This is a genomic window from Pseudodesulfovibrio mercurii, assembly GCF_000189295.2.
GTDB classification, from domain to species: Bacteria; Desulfobacterota; Desulfovibrionia; order Desulfovibrionales; family Desulfovibrionaceae; genus Pseudodesulfovibrio; species Pseudodesulfovibrio mercurii.
This window is the reverse complement of record NC_016803.1, coordinates 1315083-1337491: the sequence shown is the minus strand read 5'-3', so window position 1 is coordinate 1337491 and position 22409 is coordinate 1315083. Positions and strand designations below refer to the sequence as shown.

Annotated in this window: 15 protein-coding genes; all 15 read left to right on the top strand. The window is 62.4% G+C overall.

All coding sequences use genetic code 11. The features are described 5' to 3' along the window. The first annotated feature begins 505 nt into the window (after positions 1–505). A complete protein-coding gene (gene prsT / locus DND132_RS06160) occupies positions 506–3160 on the top strand; it encodes an XrtA/PEP-CTERM system TPR-repeat protein PrsT (protein ID WP_014321848.1) in 2655 nt (884 codons plus the stop codon). Between the two features lie 27 nt (positions 3161–3187). After that, the gene (locus DND132_RS06155) at positions 3188–4546 is read left to right on the top strand and encodes a TIGR03013 family XrtA/PEP-CTERM system glycosyltransferase (protein ID WP_014321847.1); all 1359 of its coding nucleotides are present in this window, start codon (positions 3188–3190) and stop codon (positions 4544–4546) included. A gap of 33 nt (positions 4547–4579) precedes the next feature. After that, the gene (locus DND132_RS06150) at positions 4580–5380 is read left to right on the top strand and encodes a polysaccharide biosynthesis/export family protein (RefSeq protein WP_014321846.1); all 801 of its coding nucleotides are present in this window, start codon (positions 4580–4582) and stop codon (positions 5378–5380) included. A 60-nt stretch (positions 5381–5440) separates the two neighbouring features. Further along, positions 5441–6907 carry an XrtA system polysaccharide chain length determinant gene (locus tag DND132_RS06145; protein WP_238528352.1) on the top strand — a complete coding sequence of 489 codons (1467 nt, stop codon included), beginning with the start codon at positions 5441–5443 and terminating at the stop codon, positions 6905–6907. A gap of 3 nt (positions 6908–6910) precedes the next feature. Further along, entirely contained in the window at positions 6911–7789 is an 879-nt protein-coding gene (locus DND132_RS06140; RefSeq protein WP_014321844.1) for an XrtA-associated tyrosine autokinase, read from the top strand. Between the two features lie 20 nt (positions 7790–7809). Beyond that, positions 7810–8979, top strand: coding sequence for an XrtA/PEP-CTERM system-associated ATPase (locus DND132_RS06135; RefSeq protein ID WP_014321843.1), 1170 nt, complete (start codon positions 7810–7812; stop codon positions 8977–8979). A 110-nt stretch (positions 8980–9089) separates the two neighbouring features. Continuing rightward, positions 9090–10328, top strand: coding sequence for a TIGR03016 family PEP-CTERM system-associated outer membrane protein (locus DND132_RS06130; RefSeq protein WP_014321842.1), 1239 nt, complete (start codon positions 9090–9092; stop codon positions 10326–10328). Positions 10329–10597: 269 nt separating this feature from the next. Next, the gene (locus tag DND132_RS06125) at positions 10598–11449 is read left to right on the top strand and encodes an exosortase/archaeosortase family protein (protein WP_238528346.1); all 852 of its coding nucleotides are present in this window, start codon (positions 10598–10600) and stop codon (positions 11447–11449) included. Beyond that, on the top strand, positions 11439–12080 hold the full coding sequence (locus DND132_RS06120) for an exosortase C-terminal domain/associated protein EpsI (RefSeq protein ID WP_014321840.1): 642 nt from the start codon (positions 11439–11441) through the stop codon (positions 12078–12080). The genes DND132_RS06125 and DND132_RS06120 overlap by 11 nt, the downstream gene beginning before the upstream one ends. 3 nt (positions 12081–12083) lie before the next feature. After that, positions 12084–14144: an XrtA/PEP-CTERM system histidine kinase PrsK gene (gene prsK / locus DND132_RS06115; protein WP_014321839.1), complete on the top strand. Its 2061-nt coding sequence runs from the start codon at positions 12084–12086 to the stop codon at positions 14142–14144. A 24-nt stretch (positions 14145–14168) separates the two neighbouring features. Further along, the gene (gene prsR, locus DND132_RS06110) at positions 14169–15530 is read left to right on the top strand and encodes a PEP-CTERM-box response regulator transcription factor (protein ID WP_014321838.1); all 1362 of its coding nucleotides are present in this window, start codon (positions 14169–14171) and stop codon (positions 15528–15530) included. Between the two features lie 60 nt (positions 15531–15590). After that, on the top strand, positions 15591–16994 hold the full coding sequence (locus DND132_RS06105; RefSeq protein ID WP_014321837.1) for a mannose-1-phosphate guanylyltransferase/mannose-6-phosphate isomerase: 1404 nt from the start codon (positions 15591–15593) through the stop codon (positions 16992–16994). A 32-nt stretch (positions 16995–17026) separates the two neighbouring features. Further along, positions 17027–19852 (top strand): SIS domain-containing protein, encoded by a 2826-nt coding sequence (locus DND132_RS06100; RefSeq protein WP_014321836.1) that lies wholly within the window; start codon positions 17027–17029, stop codon positions 19850–19852. Between the two features lies 1 nt (position 19853). Continuing rightward, complete coding sequence (locus DND132_RS06095) at positions 19854–21068, top strand: glycosyltransferase (protein ID WP_014321835.1); 1215 nt, start codon at positions 19854–19856, stop codon at positions 21066–21068. A gap of 35 nt (positions 21069–21103) precedes the next feature. Further along, on the top strand, positions 21104–22387 hold the full coding sequence (locus tag DND132_RS06090; protein ID WP_014321834.1) for an O-antigen ligase family protein: 1284 nt from the start codon (positions 21104–21106) through the stop codon (positions 22385–22387). The last annotated feature ends 22 nt before the right edge of the window (positions 22388–22409 follow it).

Here is a 22409-nt window from a genome sequence, read left to right as displayed (position 1 = left end):
ATCGGACACGCTCAAGTCCTGCCCGATGCATTGTGTCCGGAAATGACCCTCGTTTTGATCCGGGAAAAGCGGACAACTCGCTTATTCATAATATATCTATTCGATATATATATGAATAATGCCATAAGTTCAGGTTGAGGGTGCGTGCATTGATAAAATCAATGGTAAAATGGTTTATGTATCGACATCGATATCAATTCGCTGGAAATGACCGTTCGATACAGAAATAAACGTCATGATCTGTGGAAAACTATCGGGACTTTTTTTTAGAATTTTTCTCGTCTTTTTTTAGAAAGCTGATTGCCTTCCGGGATCATTTTTCGGGGAAAACGGAAAGTCCGGATAAACCGGACTTCAGGGGGGTCCGTTTCGTTTAATATAAGGAATATATCTAGCTTAAACATTCGTTTTTAATGTATTTTTTTGTGAACAGTCCTCCTGGCATGATTCTGGCTATATGGTGGGCTCCGCCTGAGGAATCGGAGCATCATATTTGGAGGATGCCGTGAAACTGAAGAATTTTGTCTACCTGACCATGATCATTGTCCTTCTTGCCGCATGCGGGAAGAACGACGTCGCCAATATGCTGGAAGAGGGCGAGCAGTACCGGAACGACGGCAACTATTCCGGCGCCATCGTCATCTACAAGACGATCCTCGATGAGCACCCCAATGAACTGAAGGCCCGGCTCGGTCTGGCCAAGTCGTACCTGGCCACCGGCAAGCTGGACCAGGCGCGCAAGAATTTCGAAAAGTACCAGCTGCAAAATCCGTATGATAAGGAATTGGGGTACGACCTGGCCCGTCTGGAGCGGCTTTCCCAGAACAAGCCCAAGGCCCTGGAGTACGCGGCCGCGTATTGCAAGGATTACCCCGAATCCGTGGAGGGCGCACTGCTCTTCGGGCACCTGCTGCTTGAGGGCGGCAATGACGTGCAGGCCGAGGAATGGTTCAGCAAGGCGCTCCAGCTGGCCCCCGAGAACACCGAGGCGCGCATCGGCCTGGCCCAGGTCTACAAGAGCCGGGGCCGGAAGGACGCCGCGGACAAGGCCATCGCCGAGGTCCTGGCCAAGGACCCGACCAACCGCGAAGCCCTGTACTTCAAGGCCGGCCGCGAGCTGGAGGATAAGAACAAGAAGGCCTACCGGCAGACCTTCACCGCCATCAGCGACGCCTATCCCCATGACGCCTACGCCAAGTATATCAAGGCCCAGGCCATGCTGGAGGAGAAAAAGTTCGACACCGCGGCCCAGTTGGCCAAGGAACTCCGGTCCATGGCGCCCAAGATGCCGTACGCCGACAAGACCGTCGGTTTGTCCATGTATTTGCAGAAGAACTACCAGGAGGCCATCAACGCCTACCACAAGGCCATATCCATCCGGCCCGACGCGGATTCGTATTTCTTCCTGGGCCTGAGCTACTACGCCGTGGGCGATCTGGAAACGGCCATCAGCCATCTCCGGGTGGCCGCGGACCGCGCCGACGACTATCTCAAGGCCCGTGAGATGATCTCCATGATCCTCCTGCAGCAGCACCGGGTTGACGAGTCCATGGCCGAGGCCCGCAAGGTCCTGGAAAAGGACGCCGACAACGTCGCCGCCCGGATGACCCTGGCCGACGCCCTGACCATGAAGGGCGAGACCGAAGAGGCCATCGAGCAATACGAGGCCGTGACCAAGAACCGGCCCGACGACAGCGCGACGTACCTCAAGATGGGTGCGCTGAACTATGCCATGGGCAACATGAAGCAGGCCGAGACCGACCTGGCCCGCGCCGTGACCGCTTCGCCGGATTCCATCCGGCCCATGATCATTCTGTCCGCCTTCTACATCAAGAACGGTGAGAAGGACATGGCCCGGGCCACCCTCGAAGGCGGCCTGAACGGCAGCAAGACGGACTCCGTGCTCTATTTCCTGCTCGGACGGGTGGAACTCTCGGACAACAACGTCGACAAGGCCAAGGAATATCTGACCAAGGCCAAGGAGAGCAATCCGGATAATTCCGATCCGTACATAACCCTCGCCGCCCTGCACCTGGCCCAGAAGAACCCCGAGGGCGCGCTCACGGAATACACGGCCCTGCTCGAGCGCAAGCCCGACTACGTCCGCGCCTGGCTGGGCAAGGCCCTGGTGCTGCAACTCCTGCATCGCCCGGATGAGGCGGAGGCGAGCTTCCAGGAAGCGCTCAAGACCAACAGTCCCGAGGCCTACCTCAGCTATGCCGGCAGCCTGGTGCGCGGCGGCAAGCCGGACCAGGCCCTGGCCGTGCTCGATGACGGACGCGGCAAGCTGCCCTTCAACGCCTCGTTGGAGCGTCTCCGGGCCCAGGTCCTGCTGTCCATGAAGCGGTACGAAGACGTGCTGCAACTCTGCGACGAGTTGGAAGAGCACAGCCGGAGCGCGGCCCTGGGCCTGCGCACCCGGACCTATATGCTCAAGGGCGACTTCGACAAGGCCGTGGGTTCGGCCAAGCAGATCATCGAATTCTACCCCGACCAGCCGTTGGGGTACCTGACCCTGGCCGATATCTACGGCGGGGCGGGCGACAAGGCCAACCAGTTGGCGACCCTGGAAGAAGGACAGAAACTCTGCGATTCCAACTCGTCCATCCTGGTGGCGCTGGGCAACGTCTATCTCGCCTCCGGAGAGACCAAGAAGGCCTTGAGCTACATCGACGCGGCCATCAAGCGCGACGAGAACAACTACATGGCCGTGACCATCCGCGGCAACATCTACACGTTGCTGGGCAAGGACAAGGAGGCGGTGGACAGCTACAACAAGGCGCTCCAGCTGTCCCAGCGTTATGTCCCGGCCCTGAACAACCTGGCCATGCTCTATCTGAGGGATCCCAAGACCCGGCTCGAGGCGCTGCGGTTGAGCTATACCGCCTACATGCAGCGGCCCGGCGAGCCCGCGGTCCTGGATACCTTCGGCTACGCCCTGGCCGTCAACGGCCGCAACGACGAGGCCGTGCAGGTCCTGGAAAAGGCCCTGGAAAACGCCGGGGAGAACCCGGATATCGAATACCACCTCGGATATGCCTACAAGCAGTCCGGAAAGAATGATAAAGCCGTGCCCTTGCTCGAGAAGGTCGCGAATTGTCCCAACTGCGCCAATGCCGATGCGGCCAAGAAACTGCTGGCCGCCATCAAGAGCGAATAGTTCGGGAACGAGAGGGAGGAAAGAGACATGGTAGCAATCGCATCAGTCAGGGTCTTCAAGGACTTCCTGCTTCTGGTCCTGGCGCTGTTCCTGTGCTCGGTGATGCTGTACAACGAACCGACCGAGATGCTCGCCCTGTTCGAAGGACGTCCAGCGGACGTGTCCGTACTGATCGGGGTCATCCTGGTTTCGTTCCTGGTCGTGCACATCATCGTCCACTACCTGGCGCCGTCGCGCAATGCCGGGGCCCTGGGGCTGGTCATCAGCCTGATCGTGGCCTCGAACATGACCTTCTTCATCTACTGGCAGACCGATCTGTTCAAGCGGCTTGAGGAGATGATCCTGGTCCTGTTGTGCCTGTTCGGCCTCAACCATACCCTGTGGCTGCTGTTTTCCTCCTACTGGCGGAAAATTCCGGGGTTGGTGCACCGGGTGATCATCGTGGGCAACGGCCAGCTGGCCCAGGACATGCGCCTTCTGGCCGCCCAGTCGGGCGGGCGTTACGAGTTCAAGGACTACGTGGAATGCCGGTCCGGTGATTTCGCCGATCCCGCGGCCCAGGTGGACCATCCCACCAACAGGATTCTCGAGGCCGCCCGGCGGGCCAAGGCGAGCAAGATCGTGGTTTCCCTGACCGAGCGCAGGGCCGCTTTCCCGCTCCAGGAGATCCTGGACTGCAAATTGAGCGGCATCGAGGTCCTCGAGGCCCCGGAATTCTACGAGCGGGTCAACCAGAAGCTGATGCTCGAGAAGATCACCCCGAGCTGGTTCATCTTCGCCAAGGGGTTCAAGATCATCGGCATCCGCCGCTTCGGCAAGCGCGTGCTGGACGTGATCCTGTCCCTGATCGGCATCATCCTCGTCTCGCCCATCCTGCCCCTGGTCATGATCGGCATCAAGCTGGACTCCCCCGGCCCGGTGCTCTTCAAGCAGATTCGCGTGGGCAAGGGCGACAAGGAGTTCATCATCTACAAGTTCCGCTCCATGCGCCAGGACGCCGAACGGAAGTCCGGCGCGGTCTGGGCCCGGGAGAACGACAACCGGATCACCCGGTTCGGCCAGTTCCTCCGCAAGTCCCGCATCGACGAGATTCCGCAGCTGTTCAACGTGCTCATGGGCAGCATGAGCCTGATCGGCCCCCGGCCCGAGCGCCCCGAGTTCGTGCGGGAGTTGAAGAAGATCGTGCCGTACTATGCGGAGCGTCATTTCGTGAAGCCCGGCATCACCGGCTGGGCCCAGGTCTGCTATCCCTACGGCGCATCTGTTGAAGACGCCTTTGAAAAATTGCGTTATGATCTGTATTACATTAAAAATTATTCACTGTGGTTCGATTTCAGGATCATGTTCAAGACCGTGTTGGTCATGTTGAAGAAGATGGGCCGCTAGGCAAGGCCCCAGGCAAAGAATGAGGTAGTCGCCGTGAAGAAGCTGTTGCTGGTTCTGCTGATCGTGTTGTGCATGCCCGTCCTGGCCCAGGCGAAGGACTACGTCGTGGGCGAGGGGGACAACCTCTTCGTGCATGTCTGGGGCGAGGATGAACTCAAGACCGCGGTCATTGTCCGCCCCGACGGCAAGATGTCCATGCCGGGCATCGACGATATCGTGGCGGCGGGCAAAACCGTGCCCGAGTTGAAGAAGGAAGTCAGCGAAAAGCTTTCCTCGCTGGTCAAGGACCCCATCGTCAGCATCTCCCTGCTCAGAAGCGTCAACAGCCGGGTCTTCGTGGTGGGCGGCGGCGTCCAGCCGCAGGTGTACGACATGCCTCAGCGCACGACCCTGTTGCAGGTGCTCGCCTCGGTGGGCTCCCTGGATGCGGCGGACCTGAACAAGTCCTATGTCTACCGCAAGGGCAAGAAGGTCATGTCCGATTTTTCCGGTCTGTTCAGCAAGGGCGAATTCGAGAAGGACATCCAGCTCGAACCCGGCGACATGATCTTTCTGCCGGTCAAGTACGACCGCAACGTCTTCGTCATCGGCGCGGTGAACCAGCCCAAGGCGATTTTCTTCCAGGAAGGCCTGACCGTCCTGGACGCCCTGTTGCAGGCGGGCAATTTCAGCAAGTACGCCGATGAGGACGAGGTCCTGATCATCCGCAAGGACGGCGACAAGAAGATCACCATTCCCGTCAAGACCAAGGACCTGATCAAGAAGGGCGACCAGAGCCAGAACATCCTGTTGCAGGCGGGCGACTACATCGTCGCCAGTGAAAGCTTCTTCTAGGCCGAACAGATGACGGACAACAAATTGGAAACGCCGGGGGCGGAAGCCTCATTCGACGTCATGCATTATGTCCAGTTGGTGGGCAACCATCGGGGACTGTTCGTGTTCATTGTCCTGCTGGCCATGTTCATTGCCATCGTGACGAGTTATGTCCTGCCCAAGAAGTACGAAGCCAAGAGCATCGTCTTCATCGAGCAGAACGTCATCAGCGATCTGGTCAAGGGCATCGCGGTCACGCCGTCCATGGACACCAAGATCAAGGCCATCAAGGTGACCATGCTCAGCCGCAACATGCTGTCCAAGGTCATCAACGCCCTGGATCTCGACGTGGATCTCAAGAACGAGATATCCCTGGACTCGACCATCAAGAGCCTGCGCGGCCGTATCAAGATCGGGCTCGACGAGAAACGCGGGGTGTTCGACATCCGTTTCGCGGACACCGATCCGGTCCTCGCGCGCGACGTGGTCAACACCCTGACCCGCGTCTACATCGAGGACAGCGTGTCCAACAAGCGCAAGGAGTCTTACGAGGCGACCCGCTTCCTGGCCGATCAGATCGAGGTTTTCAAAAAACGCATCGATGAGGCCAAGAAGGAGATCGAGGATTACAAGGTGGCCTCGGGCAAGGTCCTGACCACCAACGAATATGCGGTCCGACGGGAGATCGAGAAGGGCGAGGACCAGATCAAGGACATCGACATCAGGATAAGCACCCTGGAGTCCTCGCGCACCATGTTGCTCAGCAACTCGCCCTCGCGGTCCCGGCTGAGGCAGCAGGAGCAGCTTCTGGACGACATGCTCGCCCGCTACACCGAAAACCATCCCCGGGTCCGGCAACTGGAGAACGCCATTGCCGAGACCAAGCGGCAGATCGCCCATAACAGCGAGGAGGAGTTGTCGCTGATCTACAGCTCGCCGGAATACCAGCATCTGAAGGTTCAGATCCGGGCGTTGAACACCCAGAAGGCGAACATCGAGGAAGAGATGGCCTCGAACAAGGCCCTCCTGGACCAGATTCCCCGAGCCCAGGCCGAGTTGCAGGAGCTCAAGCGCAAGGAGAAGAACGAGGTCATCATCTACGAGAAGCTGGTCTCCCGCTATGGCCAGTCCGAGGTCTCCAAGGAGATGGAGCTCCAGGACAAGGCGGTTTCCTTCCGCGTGCTCGATCCGGCCGTGATTCCGACCATTCCGTCCAGCCCCAACCGTCCGCTGATCATGTTGGCGGGCATGGCCATCGGGGTGGCCTTCGGCCTTGGCGTGATTTTCCTTATGGATCTCATCGATCCGTCCATCAAGAACGTGGATGACCTGCGCGAGTTCGGCATTCCGGTGCTCGCGGTCATTCCCAAGCTCAAGAACGTCGAGGAGGAGCGCAAGACCTCCCGGCGCAACCTGCGGATTTATGTTATCGTCGCCGTGGGGCTCATGATCTTCCTGGCCTTTCTCGGCTCGGAGTTCCTGGGCCTGGGCCTTGTCGATAAGCTGATTGCGAAAGGCGCGCTCGTCGTGCAGCAATGGAGGATGTAAGCCATGAGCAGAATAGAAGACGCATTGAAAAAGGCTTCGGAGAAGCGGGACGAGAACCGCCGCCGGGAACCGGAAACGGTGCCTTCCGTGGAGCCTGTCGCCGCGCCCGTCATGGAGGCCGCAAGCCCTGTGGATGCCTCCCTGGACTTCTCGCCGTTGCAGTCGGATTGCCTGGACCGGGCCCGGCAGCAGCGCATGCTGGTGGCCATGAACGAGCCCATCTCCCTGGCCGCCGAGGAATTTCGCAAGCTCAAGCAGAGCCTGGTCCGAAAGACCAAGCGCGAAGGGTTCCAGAACACCATTCTGGTGACTAGCGGCACGGTCGGCGAGGGCAAGAGTGTGACCGCCGTGAACCTGGCCATCAGCCTGGCCCAGGAATTCGATCACACGGTCCTGTTGGTGGACGCGGACATCCGCTCCCCCAGCTGCCACGAACTCCTGTGCATGGAGAACGGCTACGGTCTGTCCGACTGCCTGGTGGACGGGTCGCCCATCGGCAAGGGACTGGTCAAGACCGGCATCGGCAAGCTTTCCTTCCTGTCCGCGGGGTCGCCCGTGCCCAACGTGGGCGAACTCCTGGCCTCCAAACGGATGGCCGAGTCCCTGGCCGAGATGAAGAACCGCTACGCCGACCGCTACATCATCATCGACTCGCCGCCGGTGTTGCCCTTTGCCGAATCGCGCAATCTGAGCCGCCTGGCCGACGGGGTGGTCCTGGTCATCAAGGAGGGACAGGCGTCCCAGGCAGACCTGCGGGACACCATCGAGGCCTTGCAGGGCTCCAACATCCTCGGCGCGGTCTACACCCAGGCCAGCCGGATGCACCGCAGCCTGAACGCGGACGCGTACATGAAGTACAAGTACTACCACTACGCCAGCTAAGCGGGCATGGCCGGATCGTAATGTACGAGAAATTCTTCAATTTCGGCTCCAAGCCGTTCGATCTCCTGCCCAACCCGGACCTGCTCTACATGAGCCGGACCCACGGCAAGGCGTTGTCGTACCTGCGGTACGGCATCGAGGAGCGGGCGGGGTTCATCCTGCTCACCGGCGACGTCGGCGCGGGCAAGACCACGCTGATCCGGCTGCTGATAAAGGACCATCTGGACAAGGTCATCCTGTCCAAGGTGACCAATACCAAGGTGGATTCCCATCAGCTGCTGACCATGATCAACGACGATTTCGGCCTGGAGACCGAGGGCCGGACCAAGGCCGCCCTGGTGCGGGAGCTGAACGAGTTCCTCATCGACCAGTACGCCCTGGGCAAGCGCTGCGTCCTGATCATCGACGAGGCCCAGAACCTGTCCGCCGAACTCCTGGAGGAGGTGCGCATGCTCTCCAACCTGGAGACGGACGGCGGCAAGCTCCTGCAGATCATCCTCGCGGGTCAGCCCGAACTCAAGGAGACCCTGAACAGCCATACCCTGTTGCAGCTCCGCCAGCGCATCCAGATCGGTTGCCACCTGTCGCCGCTCAAGCCCGACGAGGTCCGGGACTACATCCTTTATAGGATGGAGTGCGCGGGCAACCGGGAAGCCGTCAATTTTTCCGACGAGGCCTTTGCCCTGATCGCCGAGCAGACCCGCGGGGTCCCCCGGCTCATCAACATCCTCTGCGACTATCTGCTCATCGACGCCTTTGCCGCCGAACGGCGCGAGGTCGGTGAACAGGATGTGACCGAGATTCTTGAGGAACTGGATTTCGAGCGGCAATACTGGCCGGAAAAGAAGAACCAGCGGCCCGTCTCCGGCATGGTCCAGAGCCGCGGCCGGGGCGTGCCCGGCCAGGCCCAGAAGGTCCTGCGCGCCATCCGTACCCTCGAGGACCGGATGGATTACCTCGAGCGCCAGGAAAACAGCAATCAGCCCGCGAGCATGGTCGGCCTCCTGGATCGCATCGAGGAACTGGAGAAGCAGGTCGCCCTGCAACGGCAGCAGCTGGAAGGGTTGCGGCTCTCCGTGCAGAACCGGGCCATGCTCACCCGCATGGAGACCCTGGCGCGGCCCGCCAAGGAGCCCGAGCAGCCCCGCAAGCGGAGCTGGGCCTACAGATTGTTGTTCGGGGGGGAATAATATGGCTCCGGACACTTGCAAATATTTGATGTTGAAAGTAAAGCAGAGTATATCTGAAGCGCTTTTCCATCTTTCGGACAAAAACCGCATTGATTTTTTTGGAACCCATGATGGCATCACTCCTCCCGAAACTGCTTGCGACCGCACTGCTCCTCGCGTGTCTGTGCCCGGTGGCGTCGGCTGCGGACCTGACCTTTCATCCTCGGATCAGGGTAACGGGGGAGTACAACGACAACGTGGAGCAGACCGACGGCGGCCAGGGCGACTGGGTGGCCATCGTCAAGCCCGGCCTGAGCATGACGTACGCCCACAGTCGGGTGCTCATGGACGTGTCCTACGATTTCGAACACAAGCGCTACCTCAACCAGGTGATGTCGGACGAGTTCAACAACTATCTGGACTCGAAACTGGCCGTGGAGGCCATCAAGGACTTCTTCTACGTCGACGTCACGGACAGCTTCCGGAAAGTCTACGAGGACGTGAACAAGGGCGATGTGCCGGACGGCGACACCAGCAACGGGACCACGGACCAGAACGAGTTCGGCGTCAAACCGTATTTCAGCTTCCCCCTGCAGGAGCGGACCACGCTGAGCACGGGCGCGCAGTTCAAGGATATCTGGTACTCGGAAGAGGGCAACGTGGACAAGCGGGTCTATTCGCTCTTCGCCAACGTGGACCACGAAATGAGCGACAGACTCTCCCTTCAGTTCGGCGCCGGGTACGACAAACAGGTGCCCAAGGGTGGGGAGGATGGCGGGTTTGACCGATACAGCACCACCATCGGCGCCATGTACACGTACGCGGAGAATTCCTTCGTGCAGGCGAGCATCACGCCGACGTACACGGATTATGCCGAGGAGCGGTCCACGGATAAGCAGTATGTCCCGTATTCGTTGAGCATCACCCACGCCATCACCGACACATGGACATGCACTGCCTACACCAGAATGAATTTTGCCGAGGATCCGACCTCGTCCCTGACCAAGAATCGGTTCGAGCACGGGATCGGATTGGATCACATGTACGAACGGGGCCATATCGGCGCCAAGCTGGAATACAGGGATTATCAATCGGAGAGCTCGTCCAGCAGGACGACCTACTGGCGGCCAAGCATCAAAGGAGCGCATGAACTCACGGAAAGGCTGGGACTCGACTACAACGTCTACGTGGATCTGGATACCAATCCGGACTGCGACAAGTACTTGTTCCTGTTGACCAGCCTTCGTTACGCACTCTCGGAAGACTTCAGCTGCAGCCTCAATTACCGACTCAAGTTGAATGATGCGGAACGGGCTTCGAGCGACTACGTATCCAACACCCTGGGAGCATCCCTGTCGTGGGTGTACTAGGAGAGGGGGAGGTGACGAAGGCGGACGCATAAGACAGACGAGCCCGATCCCGGCCACAGGGATTCCGGAGACACGGATTGACCACACGTTTGCAATAGATTTGCGGCAGGGCGCATGCCCGCCAAGCCGGCCACAGGCCGGAGCCGAAATCCCGAATGGCAAGCTGGGGGTCGGTGGCGAGCAAGTGCCGATCAGTTGAATTACGCAGGAGATCGACACTTTTTTTGTGTGAAAAATCGGCTTGGGCCGGAAGATCGGATGACGAGGGCATGATGACGCTACGGGAGACATTGGACAGGTACAAATGGTGGCTGCTGGCCGTGCCGCTGGTTCTGGGGGCGGCCTATTGGGCAATCATCCAGCGGATGGTCGCCAACTGGTACCTGGACGACAACTATTCCCACGGATTTCTCATTCCGTTCATTGCCGGCTGGTTTGTCTGGCGGGACTGGGACCTTCTCAAGGAGACCGTGGTCAAACCCTCCAACTGGGGGATTCCGGTCATTCTCCTGGGGCTGGCGCAGCTGGTCTTCGCCTGGCTGGGCACGGAACTCTTCAACATGCGCCTGTCGCTGATCGTGGTCCTGGCCGGATGCGTCCTCTATCTCTTCGGGACCGGGGTCTTCAAGCGGCTCCGGCTGCCTCTGGCCTACCTGATCCTCATGGTGCCGCTGCCCTACATCATCTACGACGCCATGGCCTTTCCGCTCAAGCTGTTCGTGGCCAAGGTGTCCGTGGGCACGCTCAAGACCATGGGCTACGCCGTGTGGCGGGAGGGCAACATCATCGCCTTCCCCAACATCGTCCTCGAGGTGGCCGACGCGTGCAGCGGCCTGCGCTCCCTGGTGTCCCTCATCGCCCTGGCCGTGACCCTGGCCTTCCTGATGCTCAAATCCCCCTGGACCCGCTGGCTGCTCGTGCTGTCGTCCATCCCCTTCGCGGTCCTGACCAATATCCTTCGGGTCGTGGCCACCGGCGTGCTCGCGCGTCATTTCGGACGGGCCGCGGCTGAAGGCTTTTTCCACGAATTCGCCGGGTTGGCCGTTTTCGCCATGGCCATGGTTTTTCTGGGCGGGACGTGCTTCCTGCTCAAGCTCTGGGAGAAACGCCGTGAAGCTTAGGATTATCATCATTTGCGTGCTCGTCCTGTGCGCCGGGGCGTTCATCAATTTCCACAATGACCTGGCCGTGCCCCTGTCCCGGTCCCTGGACGAATTCCCGACCACGGTCGGGCGGTGGCAGATGATCCACGAATGGCGTTTCGGTTCGGCCGTTCTCGAAACCCTCAAGGCCACGGGCTACGTGTCCAGGCTGTACCGGGACGACCAGGGCCGGGAGGTCGAGCTGTACCTCGGCTACCACGACGGCGGGCCGGACGCCGGTCCCATCCATTCCCCGCGCAACTGCCTGCCCGGCGGCGGCTGGCTGAAGCGGGTGGACAAGACCGTTCCCGTGGCCCTGGACGGCCGACGGATGAAGGCGGTCCTGGCGGCCTACGACAAGGACGACAAGACCGTGACCATGCTCTATTGGTTCCAGGTCTGCGGCAAGGTCGTGACCAATGAGTACGCCCTCAAGCTGGGCGAGATCATGGGGTCCATGACCAGCCGCAGGCGGGACAGCGCCTTTATCCGCCTGTCCACCGAAATATCCGACGAGGACGGGGTGGCCGAGCGGGCCCTGCACGACTTTGCCGAGACCGCCTATCCGGAGATCGAGGCATTCCTGCCAGCCCCGGCGGGACGGAGATAGACGATGACGTCGATGATGGTGACCCAAATCCTGGTGGCGGCCATTCTGGTCCTGTACCCGGTGTACACCATGGTCCACAACGGGATATCCTTTTCACGGCTGTCCCTGGCCGCGACCCTGTGGGTTCTGGCCGCACTGAACCTCCTGGACCTGCTGTCCATGGAGCACGCCACGACCTTCCTGACCTACAAGCGTCCGGCCCTGTGGCTCGAGGCGGCCCTATGCCCCGTGCTTCTGGTCTTCAGCCAGGCCTACAACCGCGAGTTTTCGCTGAAGCGCATGCCGGTCATGCAGAAGGTCGTGCTGACCTTCTCCTTCATCCCCCTGGTCATGACCGTCGTCTTCCCGGGCTCCCAGTTCTTCTATTCCCCGGACTTCGAGATGGACCGCGTCCTGTTCCTGGAGCCCGTGGCCTTCTTCTTCTACCTCCAGATCCTGCTGTTCATGGCCGTCAGCCTGTTCAACCTCGAAATGACGGTGACCAGCGCGCGCCACGGCATCAAGTGGAAGATCAAGTTCGCCATCCTCGGGGCCGGGGCGGTCATCGCCACCTACATGCTTTACTTCAGCCAGAGCCTGATGCTGCGCTCCCTGGACATGGACTACCTGCTCCAGCGCGCCTGGGGCACCGGCATCGGCTTGCTCCTGATAATGTATTCCGAATTGAGCCGGGGCAGCGACGAGCGCATCGTCATCTCCCGCCAGCTGGCCTTCCGCTCCTTCGTCTTCCTGTTCTTCGCCCTGTTCCTGCTGGGCGTGGGGGTCATCGGCGAGGGCATCAAGCTCTTCGGCAGCGATTTCAGCACCGTGGCCTTCATGACCGTGGCCTTCCTGGGCGGCCTGGCCCTGATCGCCTGCATGCTGTCCGAGGGCATCCGGCGGAAGATCAGGCTGTTCATCCAGCGCAATTTCTACGGCGACAAGTACGATTACCGCGACGAGTGGAAGAAGTTCACCAGCCGTGTGGTCAACTCGGGCAGCCGCGATGAACTGTACCGCAACATCCTGATCTTCTATTGCGAGATCTTCGGCATCGGCGGCGGGGCCATGTTCCTGCAAGGCCGCCACAGCAAGGATTATTCCCCGGTCCTGTTCCACGAGATGGACGATTCCAAGCTGGTCCTGCCGCACAAGTCCGCCCTGGTGGAGCGGCTGGGCCGGGAACGGGGGTTGCTGGACCTCAAGTCGGAGCCCCTGGAGTTCGAGGAGGATGTGGACACCTTTCTCAAGGACCGGAAGATCCGCTTCATCCTGCCGATCATGACGGATGACGTCCTGCACGGTCTGCTCATGCTCGGGTCGCCCATCAATCCCCTGGAACACTACGATGTGGAGGATCGGGAGCTGATGGAGACCGTGGCCGGGCAGGTGGCCGCCCTGGTCATGAACATCCGGTTGGGCGACGAACTGGCCGAGGCCCGCGACATGGAGGGGTTCGGCAAGGTGGCCGCCTTTGTCCTGCATGACCTCAAGAACCAGGTCTATCCCCTCTCCCTGCTGGCGGAGAACGCGCGTGAGTTCATCAACGACAAGGAATTTCAGGAGGATATGCTCGATTCACTGGGTAACATCGTCACCCGCATGAACGAGCTTATCGCGCAACTGACCAATATCCCCAAGAACGACTCCCTCAAGCTGGAGGAGATCGACCTCATGGACCTGGCCAGGGATGCGGCCCGGCAGGTGCCCGACGCCGAGATAGAGTTCAAGGGCGGCGGGGTCCGGGCCCGCGTGGACGTGGAGCAGATGCGCAAGGTCGCCCTCAATCTCTTCCTGAACGCCCTTGAGGCCGGGGAGAGCAACCGGTTCACCGTCCTGGTGGAATACGACAACGGCCCGGTGTTCCGGGTCATCGACAACGGCCGCGGCATCGACGAGGAAATCCTCCGGGAAGGGTTGTTCGTGCCGTTCAAGACCACCAAGAAGAAGGGTATGGGCATCGGCCTGTACCAGAGCAAGCGAATCGTCGAGGCCCATGGCGGGGGCCTCTATGCCACGGCCGGCGATGCCGGCGGGGCCGTGTTCAGCGTCGTGCTGCCCGATCCTTCAGGGCATAACGTCTAAGCGGCGATCAGCCACCATGTGCGTATGCAGAAACTACTCATCATAGACGACAACGAAGAAGTTCGCCGACAACTCAAGTGGGGGCTGTCGCGGTCCAACTATGAACTGCTCTTTGGCTGCGACGGCGCGGAAGGGCTCGCACTGTTTGAAAAGCACCGGCCTCCGGTGGTCACCCTGGACCTGGGACTGCCGCCCTTCGAGAACGGCGTGGAGGAGGGCTTGCGGGTCCTGGGCGAGATACTGCGCCTCAACCCCCTGGCCAAGGTCATCGTCATCACCGGCAACGAGGAGCACGACGCGGCTCTCAAGGCCGTGCAGCTCGGGGCCTACGACTACTACAAGAAGCCCATCGACCTGAACGAACTGAAGGTCATCGTGGAACGGGCCATGTATCTCCAGACCCTGGAGGCCGAGAACCGCAATCTGCGCCAGCAGTCGGTCAACGAGATGGGCATCGTCGGCGAGTGCTCCGGCATCCGCCAGGTCTTCACCCAGATCGAACGCGTGGCCGCCTCGGACGTGCCGGTGCTGATCACCGGCGAATCCGGCACCGGCAAGGAGCTGGTGGCCAGGGCCATCCATCGGAAGAGCCTGCGCGCGGACAAGGAAATGGTCTGCATCAACTGCGGGGCCATCCCGGAAAACCTGCTCGAATCCGAGCTGTTCGGCCACGAGAAGGGCGCCTTCACCGGTGCCAACAAGACGGTCAAGGGCAAGGTTGAGTACGCGGACAAGGGCACGCTCTTCCTGGACGAGGTGGGCGAGATGCCCATGTCGTTGCAGGTCAAGCTCCTCCGCTTCCTCCAGGAGATGGTCATCACCCGTGTGGGCGGGCGCAAGGACATCGGCGTGGACGTGCGCATCATCACGGCCACCAACATCGACATCAACGAGGCCATGGCCAACGGGACCCTGCGCGAAGACCTGTTCTACCGCATCGGGGTCATGAACATCGCCCTGCCGCCCCTGCGGGAGCGCGGCGACGACATCGAGCTTCTGGCCAACTATTTCAACAAGAGCGTCAACATCGGCCCGCGCAAGGACATCAAGAACTTCAGCCGGGCAGCCATGGACAGCATCCGGGGCTACGAATGGCCCGGCAACATCCGGGAGCTGGAAAACCGCGTCAAGCGGGCGGTCATCATGGCCAACGGCCCGGAGATCACCCCCGAGGACCTGGGGTTGAGCCCGGACGAGGCCGTGCGGGCCCGGCAGCGGTCCGACGACATCTCCCTCAAGGAGGCCCGCTCCCTGCTGGAACGGGACATGGTCGAGTCCGCCCTGAACCGCCACGCCGGCAACGTGGCCAAGGCGGCGGGCGCCCTGGGCGTGAGCCGCCCGACGCTCTACGACCTGATGAAGCGTCACGGCATCAGAGGGGACTAGCCGCGCGGGGCCGCGCAACCTTCAGCGCGGGTTTTCCATCAATAACGTGGAGGAGAGAACATGAAGTCTTTGCAACCGGTCATACTTTGCGGCGGAGAGGGCACCCGGCTCTGGCCCCTGTCCCGGACCCTGTACCCCAAACAGTTCATCGAGGTCTCCGAGGGCCGCGTGCTCTTTGCCGACGCCGTGGCGCGCTGCGCGTCCCTGCCCGAGGCGGTGGAACCCATCGTGGTCTGCAACACCGAGTACCGCTTCCTGGTGGCCGAACAGTTGCGCAAGCTCGGCACCTCCGGGCGCATGGTCCTGGAGCCCTTCGGCCGCAATACCGCCCCGGCGGCGGCCGTGGCCGCCCTCATGGAGCACGGCGGCGATCCGGTCCTGCTGGTCATGCCCGCCGACCACTCCATCGCCGACCCCGAGGCCTTCGGGCGGGCCGTGTCCCTGGGCTGCGAGCGCGCCGAACAGGGCCGGTTCGTCTGCTTCGGTGTGGTCCCGGACCACCCCCACACGGGCTACGGCTACATCCGCAAGGGCGGGGCCGTGTCCGAAGGCGTCTTCGGCGTGGACAGCTTCGTGGAGAAACCCGCGCGCGAGACGGCCGAGGAATATTTGGCCTCGGGCCAGTACCTCTGGAACAGCGGCATTTTTCTGTTCAAGGCGTCGAGCTACCTGGACGCCCTGGCCGAGCACGCCCCGGCCATCCTCGACAGCTGCCGGACGGCCGTGGCCAACAGCTACAAGGATCTGGACTTCATCCGGCTGGGCGAGGAGGATTTCGGGCGCTGCCCGTCGGACTCCATCGACTACGCGGTCATGGAGAAGGTCAATTCCATCGAGGTGGTGCCCATCGACATGGCCTGGCGCGACCTGGGCTCCTGGAAGAGCCTGCACGACATGCACCCCCGCGACGCGGCGGGCAACAGCCTGCTCGGGGACGTGGTCGCCGAGGACACGCACAACAGCTACGTGCGCTCCTCCGGGCGGCTGGTGGTCACCCTGGGGCTCGACAACGCCACCGTGGTGGAGACCCAGGACGCGGTCTTCGTGGCCGCCAACGACAAGCTGGACAACATGAAGTCGGTCATCCGCCGCCTCAAGGCCGCCAAGCGCCCCGAGACCGAGGCGCACAAGGTGGTCTACCGCCCCTGGGGCAGCTTCGAGTCCATTTCGGCGGACGACCGTTTCCAGGTCAAGCGGATCATCGTCAAACCGGGCGAGGTCCTGTCCCTGCAAAAGCATTTCCACCGGGCCGAGCACTGGGTGGTGGTCAAGGGAACTGCCAAGATCGTCAACGGCGACAAGGAGTTCCTCCTCGGCGAGGACGAATCCACCTACATCCCCCTGGGCAACGTCCACCGGCTTGAAAATCCGGGCAAGATCCTCCTGGAGCTCATCGAGGTCCAGACCGGCAGTTATCTGGGCGAGGACGACATCGTCCGCCTTGAGGACAAGTACAAACGCTAGCGCCGTCCGCGACGACAAGGAGAGGGAGCATCATGTGCGGCATCGCGAGTTTCTTGAGCAACAGGCTGTGGCTGACCGTGCCCGACGTGTCCTGGCTGGGCGGGCTCGACGCGTCCTTTGCCGAGGCCCGGAAGAGTGACGACCTGCTTTCGGCCGCCGGTCCTTTGGCGGAGCTGGCCGGGCGGTTTTACGACCTCATGTCCTTCGGGCTGCATATGCGGCTGGTGGGCGATCCCGAGGCGCGGCGGGCGTTGTCGGGCATCCGGGACTCCATCCGGGCGCTGCGCAACGCGGCCGCCGTCAAGCTGGAGCAGGGGCCGCGCACGGATGCGCTGGAGTCCCTGCGCGAGGCCCTGGACGACTACCTGTGGCAGATCGAGCGCGAGGTCCTGGTCAACGTGGACCGGACCCTGGCGCTCATGCCCGGCGAACTGGCCGCGAACCCCGAGGCGCGCGACCGCCATTTCCTGGCCTGGGGGGCCGAGCAGGTCCTGCAGTCCATCGACAAGCTCGAGGTGCGCGGCCGCGACTCGGCGGGCGTGGCCCTGGCCTTTGTCCTGCCCGCGGGCGTGGACCCCGAGGTCGACCTGACCCCGGCGCAGAAACAGGAACTGGCCGAGCGCAGCTCCATCGGCAACGCCGACACCCGCCAGGTCCTGGTGCGCAAGCTCAACGACGGCCGGACCGCCTGCCGCTTCCTGTACAAGGTCGCCCAGCTGGTCGGCCAGCTCGGGGACAACGGCGCGGCCCTGCGCGAGTTCATCAAGCATGACGACCTGTTGTGGACCATGTCCCAGGGGCTGGAAACCCTGAACATCATCGCCCACACCCGCTGGGCCTCCAACGGGATCATCTCCGTTCCCAACTGCCACCCGGTCGACGGCCTGGTCGAGGGCGACATGTCCACCGGGCTCGAAAAGACCATGTTCGTGCTCAACGGCGACGTGGACAACTACCGCACCCTGGTCGAGGAGACGGTCCTGTCCAAGGGCGCGCACATCCCGCCCGCCATCTCGACCGACGCCAAGATCCTGCCCGTGCTCTTCCACCTGGGCGTGGAGGACACCGGCGACGCCGAGGAGCGCTTCCGCAACGTGCTCCGGCGGTGCGAGGGGTCGCTGGCCGTGGTCATGCAGAACCTCAATGATTTCGACTCCCAGTTCCTGGCCCAGAAGGGGTCGGGCCAGTCCTTCTACATCGGCCGCACCCAGGACGGCTGGCTGGTGGCCAGCGAGGCCTACGGCATGGCCGCCCGGGCCCGCAGCTCCTTCCCGGTGGCCGTGCACCGCCAGGGCGGGGTGTCCGTGGTCCTGCGCGACACCGACCCGGCCGACGCCGTGCCCGTGGCCCGCTACTTGGACAACGGCGGGCCGGTGGAGCTGGCCGAGGAGAAGATCGAGATCTTCTCGCGCGACATCTTCCGGGGCGAGTACGCCCACTACATCGAGAAGGAAATCCACGAGGCCCCGGACTCGGTGCGCAACACTCTGCACGGAAAATATCTCAAGAAAAACGGCGAGGTGGAGTTCCTGCCCGAGGGCTTCGGGCGCGGCCCGGCCCTGGTGGAGCGGTTCCGCGACGCGACCCGGCCCATCCGCCGGATCATCTGCGTGGGCCAGGGCACGGCTGCCGTGGCCGCCATGGCCGTGGCCCAGCTCCTGCGCCGCACCCTGGCCGACACGGGCATGTCCATCGAGTCCTACACCGGCTCCGAACTCATCGGCTTCATGGGCGACGAGCGCATGGACGACGTGTTCCTGATCCCGGTCTCCCAGTCGGGCACGACCACGGACACCAACCGGGTGGTGGACCTGTGCCGCGACCGGGGCGCGTGGGTCAATTGCATCGTCAACCGGCGCAACTCGCCCCTGGTCCAGAAGTCGGACTCGCACATCTACACCTCCAACGGCCGCGACGTGGAGATGGCCGTTGCCTCGACCAAGGCGTTCTACTCCCAGATCGCGGCGGGCAAGCTCCTGTCCCTCTGGCTGGCGGACATCCTCGGCACCCTGGACAAGGGGACGATCCTCAAGGAGATCGAGGCCTTGGAGGGGCTGCCCGGGCTGATCGACAAGGTCCTGGAAAACAAGGAGCAGATCGCCGAGGTGGCCCGCAAGTACGCCCCGGTGCACCGCTACTGGGCCCTGGTCGGCAACGGCGCGAACTGCATCGCGGCCCAGGAAGTGCGCATCAAGCTCTCGGAATTGTGCTATAAATCCATCCCGTGCGACGTCACCGAGGACAAGAAGCACATCGACCTGTCCACCGAGCCCCTGACCCTGGTCATGGCCTCGGATCTGCCCGAGATGGTCGTCACGGACACGGTCAAGGAGACGACCATCTTCAAGGCGCACAACGGCTCGCCCATCGTGTTCTGCGCCGAGGACGAGGACCGCTTCGACCGCGTGGCCGAGGCGACCGTCAAGGTGCCCCGCGCGGGCGGCGGCCTGGACTTCGTGCTCGAGACCGTGGCCGGCCACTGGTGGGGCGTGTCCGCGGCCAAGGCCATCGACTCCCACGCCGAGCCCTTCCGCAAGGCGCGCGTGCTCATCGGCGGGATGCTCGAAAACACGGCCACCTTCGACCGCGCCGCGCTGCTGACGGCCCTGAACCTGTGCGTGGAGCGCATCGCCTCGGGCGCCACGGACTCGGCCCTGCCCGCCCGGGTGGCCGCAAGCCTGGCCAACTACATGCTCTGGCTGGTCAACCAGTCCGAGGCCATCTGCGCCACCGAGGCGCGCCTCGCCGACATCCTGACCATCCTGAACAAGGCCATCGAAGAAATGACCCGCCCCATCGACACCATCCGCCACCAGGCCAAAACCGTCACCGTGGGCATCAGCAGGCCGCAGGGGTAGCATGACCGGTTCAACGCAGCATAGTCCCGGGACGGGCGCCATCGCCCACGTCTCCTTTTCCGGCGACTTCGGCGGCCGGGAAAAGGTCGCGGTGGAGTTGTGCCGCAGCCTTCGCGGGCTGGGCCTGGAATGTCTGCTCTACGTGGTGGTCGAGGAACGGGCCGGTGCGCAGCGGAACGACAACCTGATGAACGCCCTGGGGGACGTCAGCCGGTTCGCCCGCGTGTTCCGCACCCACAGCCGGTTTTCCCCGAGACTCCTGTACCGGCTGGCCGCCAGTCTCCGCGAGCAGGGCGTCCGGGTCGTTCACTGCCACTGCTACAAGTCCCTGTACTACGCGGTGCTCATGCGCATGCTCGGCCTGCTCGACGGCTCGGTCGTCTACACCCTGCACGGCCTTGTCCTGCCCTCCGGGGCCATGTCCTGGTTCATCCGGAACTGCCAGCTGATCGGCCTGCGCATGTCGGACGGCGTCATCGGTTGTTCCAGGGAGATTCTGGCCAGTTCCTTCCCCGATCCGGGCAAGGTCCGGACCGCGTCCATCATCAACGCCATCAAACGGCCCGAGCCCGAGTACGCGGCCCTGGAATCCGGCAGGGCCGAGGCCCGCAGGGAACTGGTCGAACGGTACGGCCTCGACCCCGAAGGGCTGGTGGTCATCAACGTGGGCAGGATCTGCCCGCAGAAGAACTTCCCCCTGTACCTGGAGCTGATCCGGCGGGAAATGACGGAGAATCCGGGCTCGAACATCAATTACCTCATCGTCGGCAACGGCGAGTTGCAGGCCGACATGGAGGCCCTGGCCGAATCCCTCGGCATCCGTCATCGGGTGGTCTTCACCGGGTTCGTTTCGGACATGGACACGGTCTATCGGGGGGCGGATATCCTGGTCCAGACATCCACCTGGGAGGGCACGCCCATGTGCCTGCTGGAAGCGCGTTCCTACGGGCTCCCCATCGTGGCCCCCGCCGTGGGCGGGAACGTGGACGTGGTCGAAAGCGGCCTCGACGGGACCCTGTATCCCACCGGCGACCTGGCCGCCCTCTGGGAGGGGTATGCCGCCTACGTAAGCAGCGGCGAGCTCAGGCAGCGCCACGGCAGGGCCGCATTCGACCAGACCGGCCGGAAATTCGGGACCCGGGACTGGGCCCGCCGGCACGTCGCCTTTTACGGCGAAGTGGCCGAGGGCGTGAAATTACGGGAGACCGCACAATGAATCAGGCGTTCGGCCCCGTAAGGCGGCCACGTTTTATGGACTGGCTGCTGATGGCCATGCCGCTCATCCTGCTCGGACGGGTCCAGGAGGTCTTTCGCGTACTGTGGCCCCTGCGCCTGGTCCTGGTCATGTCCATCGTGCTCATGCTGGCGATTGTGTCGCACCAGGGCCTGGCCAAGCCTCGGCTGGCATTGTTCTGGCGCTCCATGACCTTCCGCTGGTTCGCCGCCATGCTGGCGATCATGTTCGTCAGCATCTTCACGGGCATCTATCCATCCCATTCGCTTTCCTTCTTCAAGGAATTCTGCATGTATTTCTGTGTCGTTCTGCTGGCGCTCAACTGCCAGGTGAACCAGCGGGACGATTTCCGGTACAGCCTGGGCGGGATAGCGCTGACCCTGTTCGTCATGGGGGTGATCTGCTTCGTCGCCCCGAGGTACGTCGAGGGGAACAGGGTCGCGGCGAACTGGTCCTACGATCCCAACGACACCGCGCTCTTTTTCATCATGGGGCTCGCCCTCATCCTGCCGTCCGCCAAGTTCGTCAAGCCGATGTACAAGTGGGGACTGTACCTGCTCACCGTCATCGGCGTAGGCGCCGTGGTCCTGACCCAGTCCAGGGGCGGCCTGGTGGCGGCCCTCGTCACCGTGGCGGCCTGGGGGTTCTCCAAGGGGTTCAAGGGGATGGTCCGGATCGGCCTGTTGGGCGCCCTGGCCCTGGCGGTCATCATGGCGCTCGCCCCCGCCGAGGATCTGGCCCGGTTCAGTTCCGTCTTCACCCTGGAAAGCGATTACAACATGACGTCCAAGGGGGGCCGGATGGATATCTGGGAGAACGGGTGGACCCTGTTCAAGCGGAATCCGATACTGGGCACCGGCGTCGATACCTTCCGGGTGGCGGAAGGACAGGTCAACTCCGGCGGCCGTTGGAGCGAGGCGCACAATTCCTTTATTCAGGTGGGCGTCGAACTGGGCATCCCCGGTTTCATCGTGTTCATGGGCATGCTCTTTTCCGCGTACAAGCGGGCCAAGCCCACGGACGAGAACGATTGGCTCGGGCGGGGGATCAGATTGGCTCTGATAGGCTTCATGGCCGGAGGCATGTTCCTCTCCTGGGGCTACCACATCGTCCTCTATTTCGTCTTGAGCATCGCCATGATCCGTGAGCGGGTCCTGACCATGGAGAGCCCCTTCCCGGTGGAAGTCCCGGTAGCGGAAGTCCCGGTCCGGGAAGCCCCGGTCCCGTCGGAAACCCCGGACCTGCCGGAGAATGCCCCCCTTGCCGGAAGAAGGCGGTACACCATGAGGAAGCCGAAATGAGCCCTCGCCGAAGCGCCGGAAC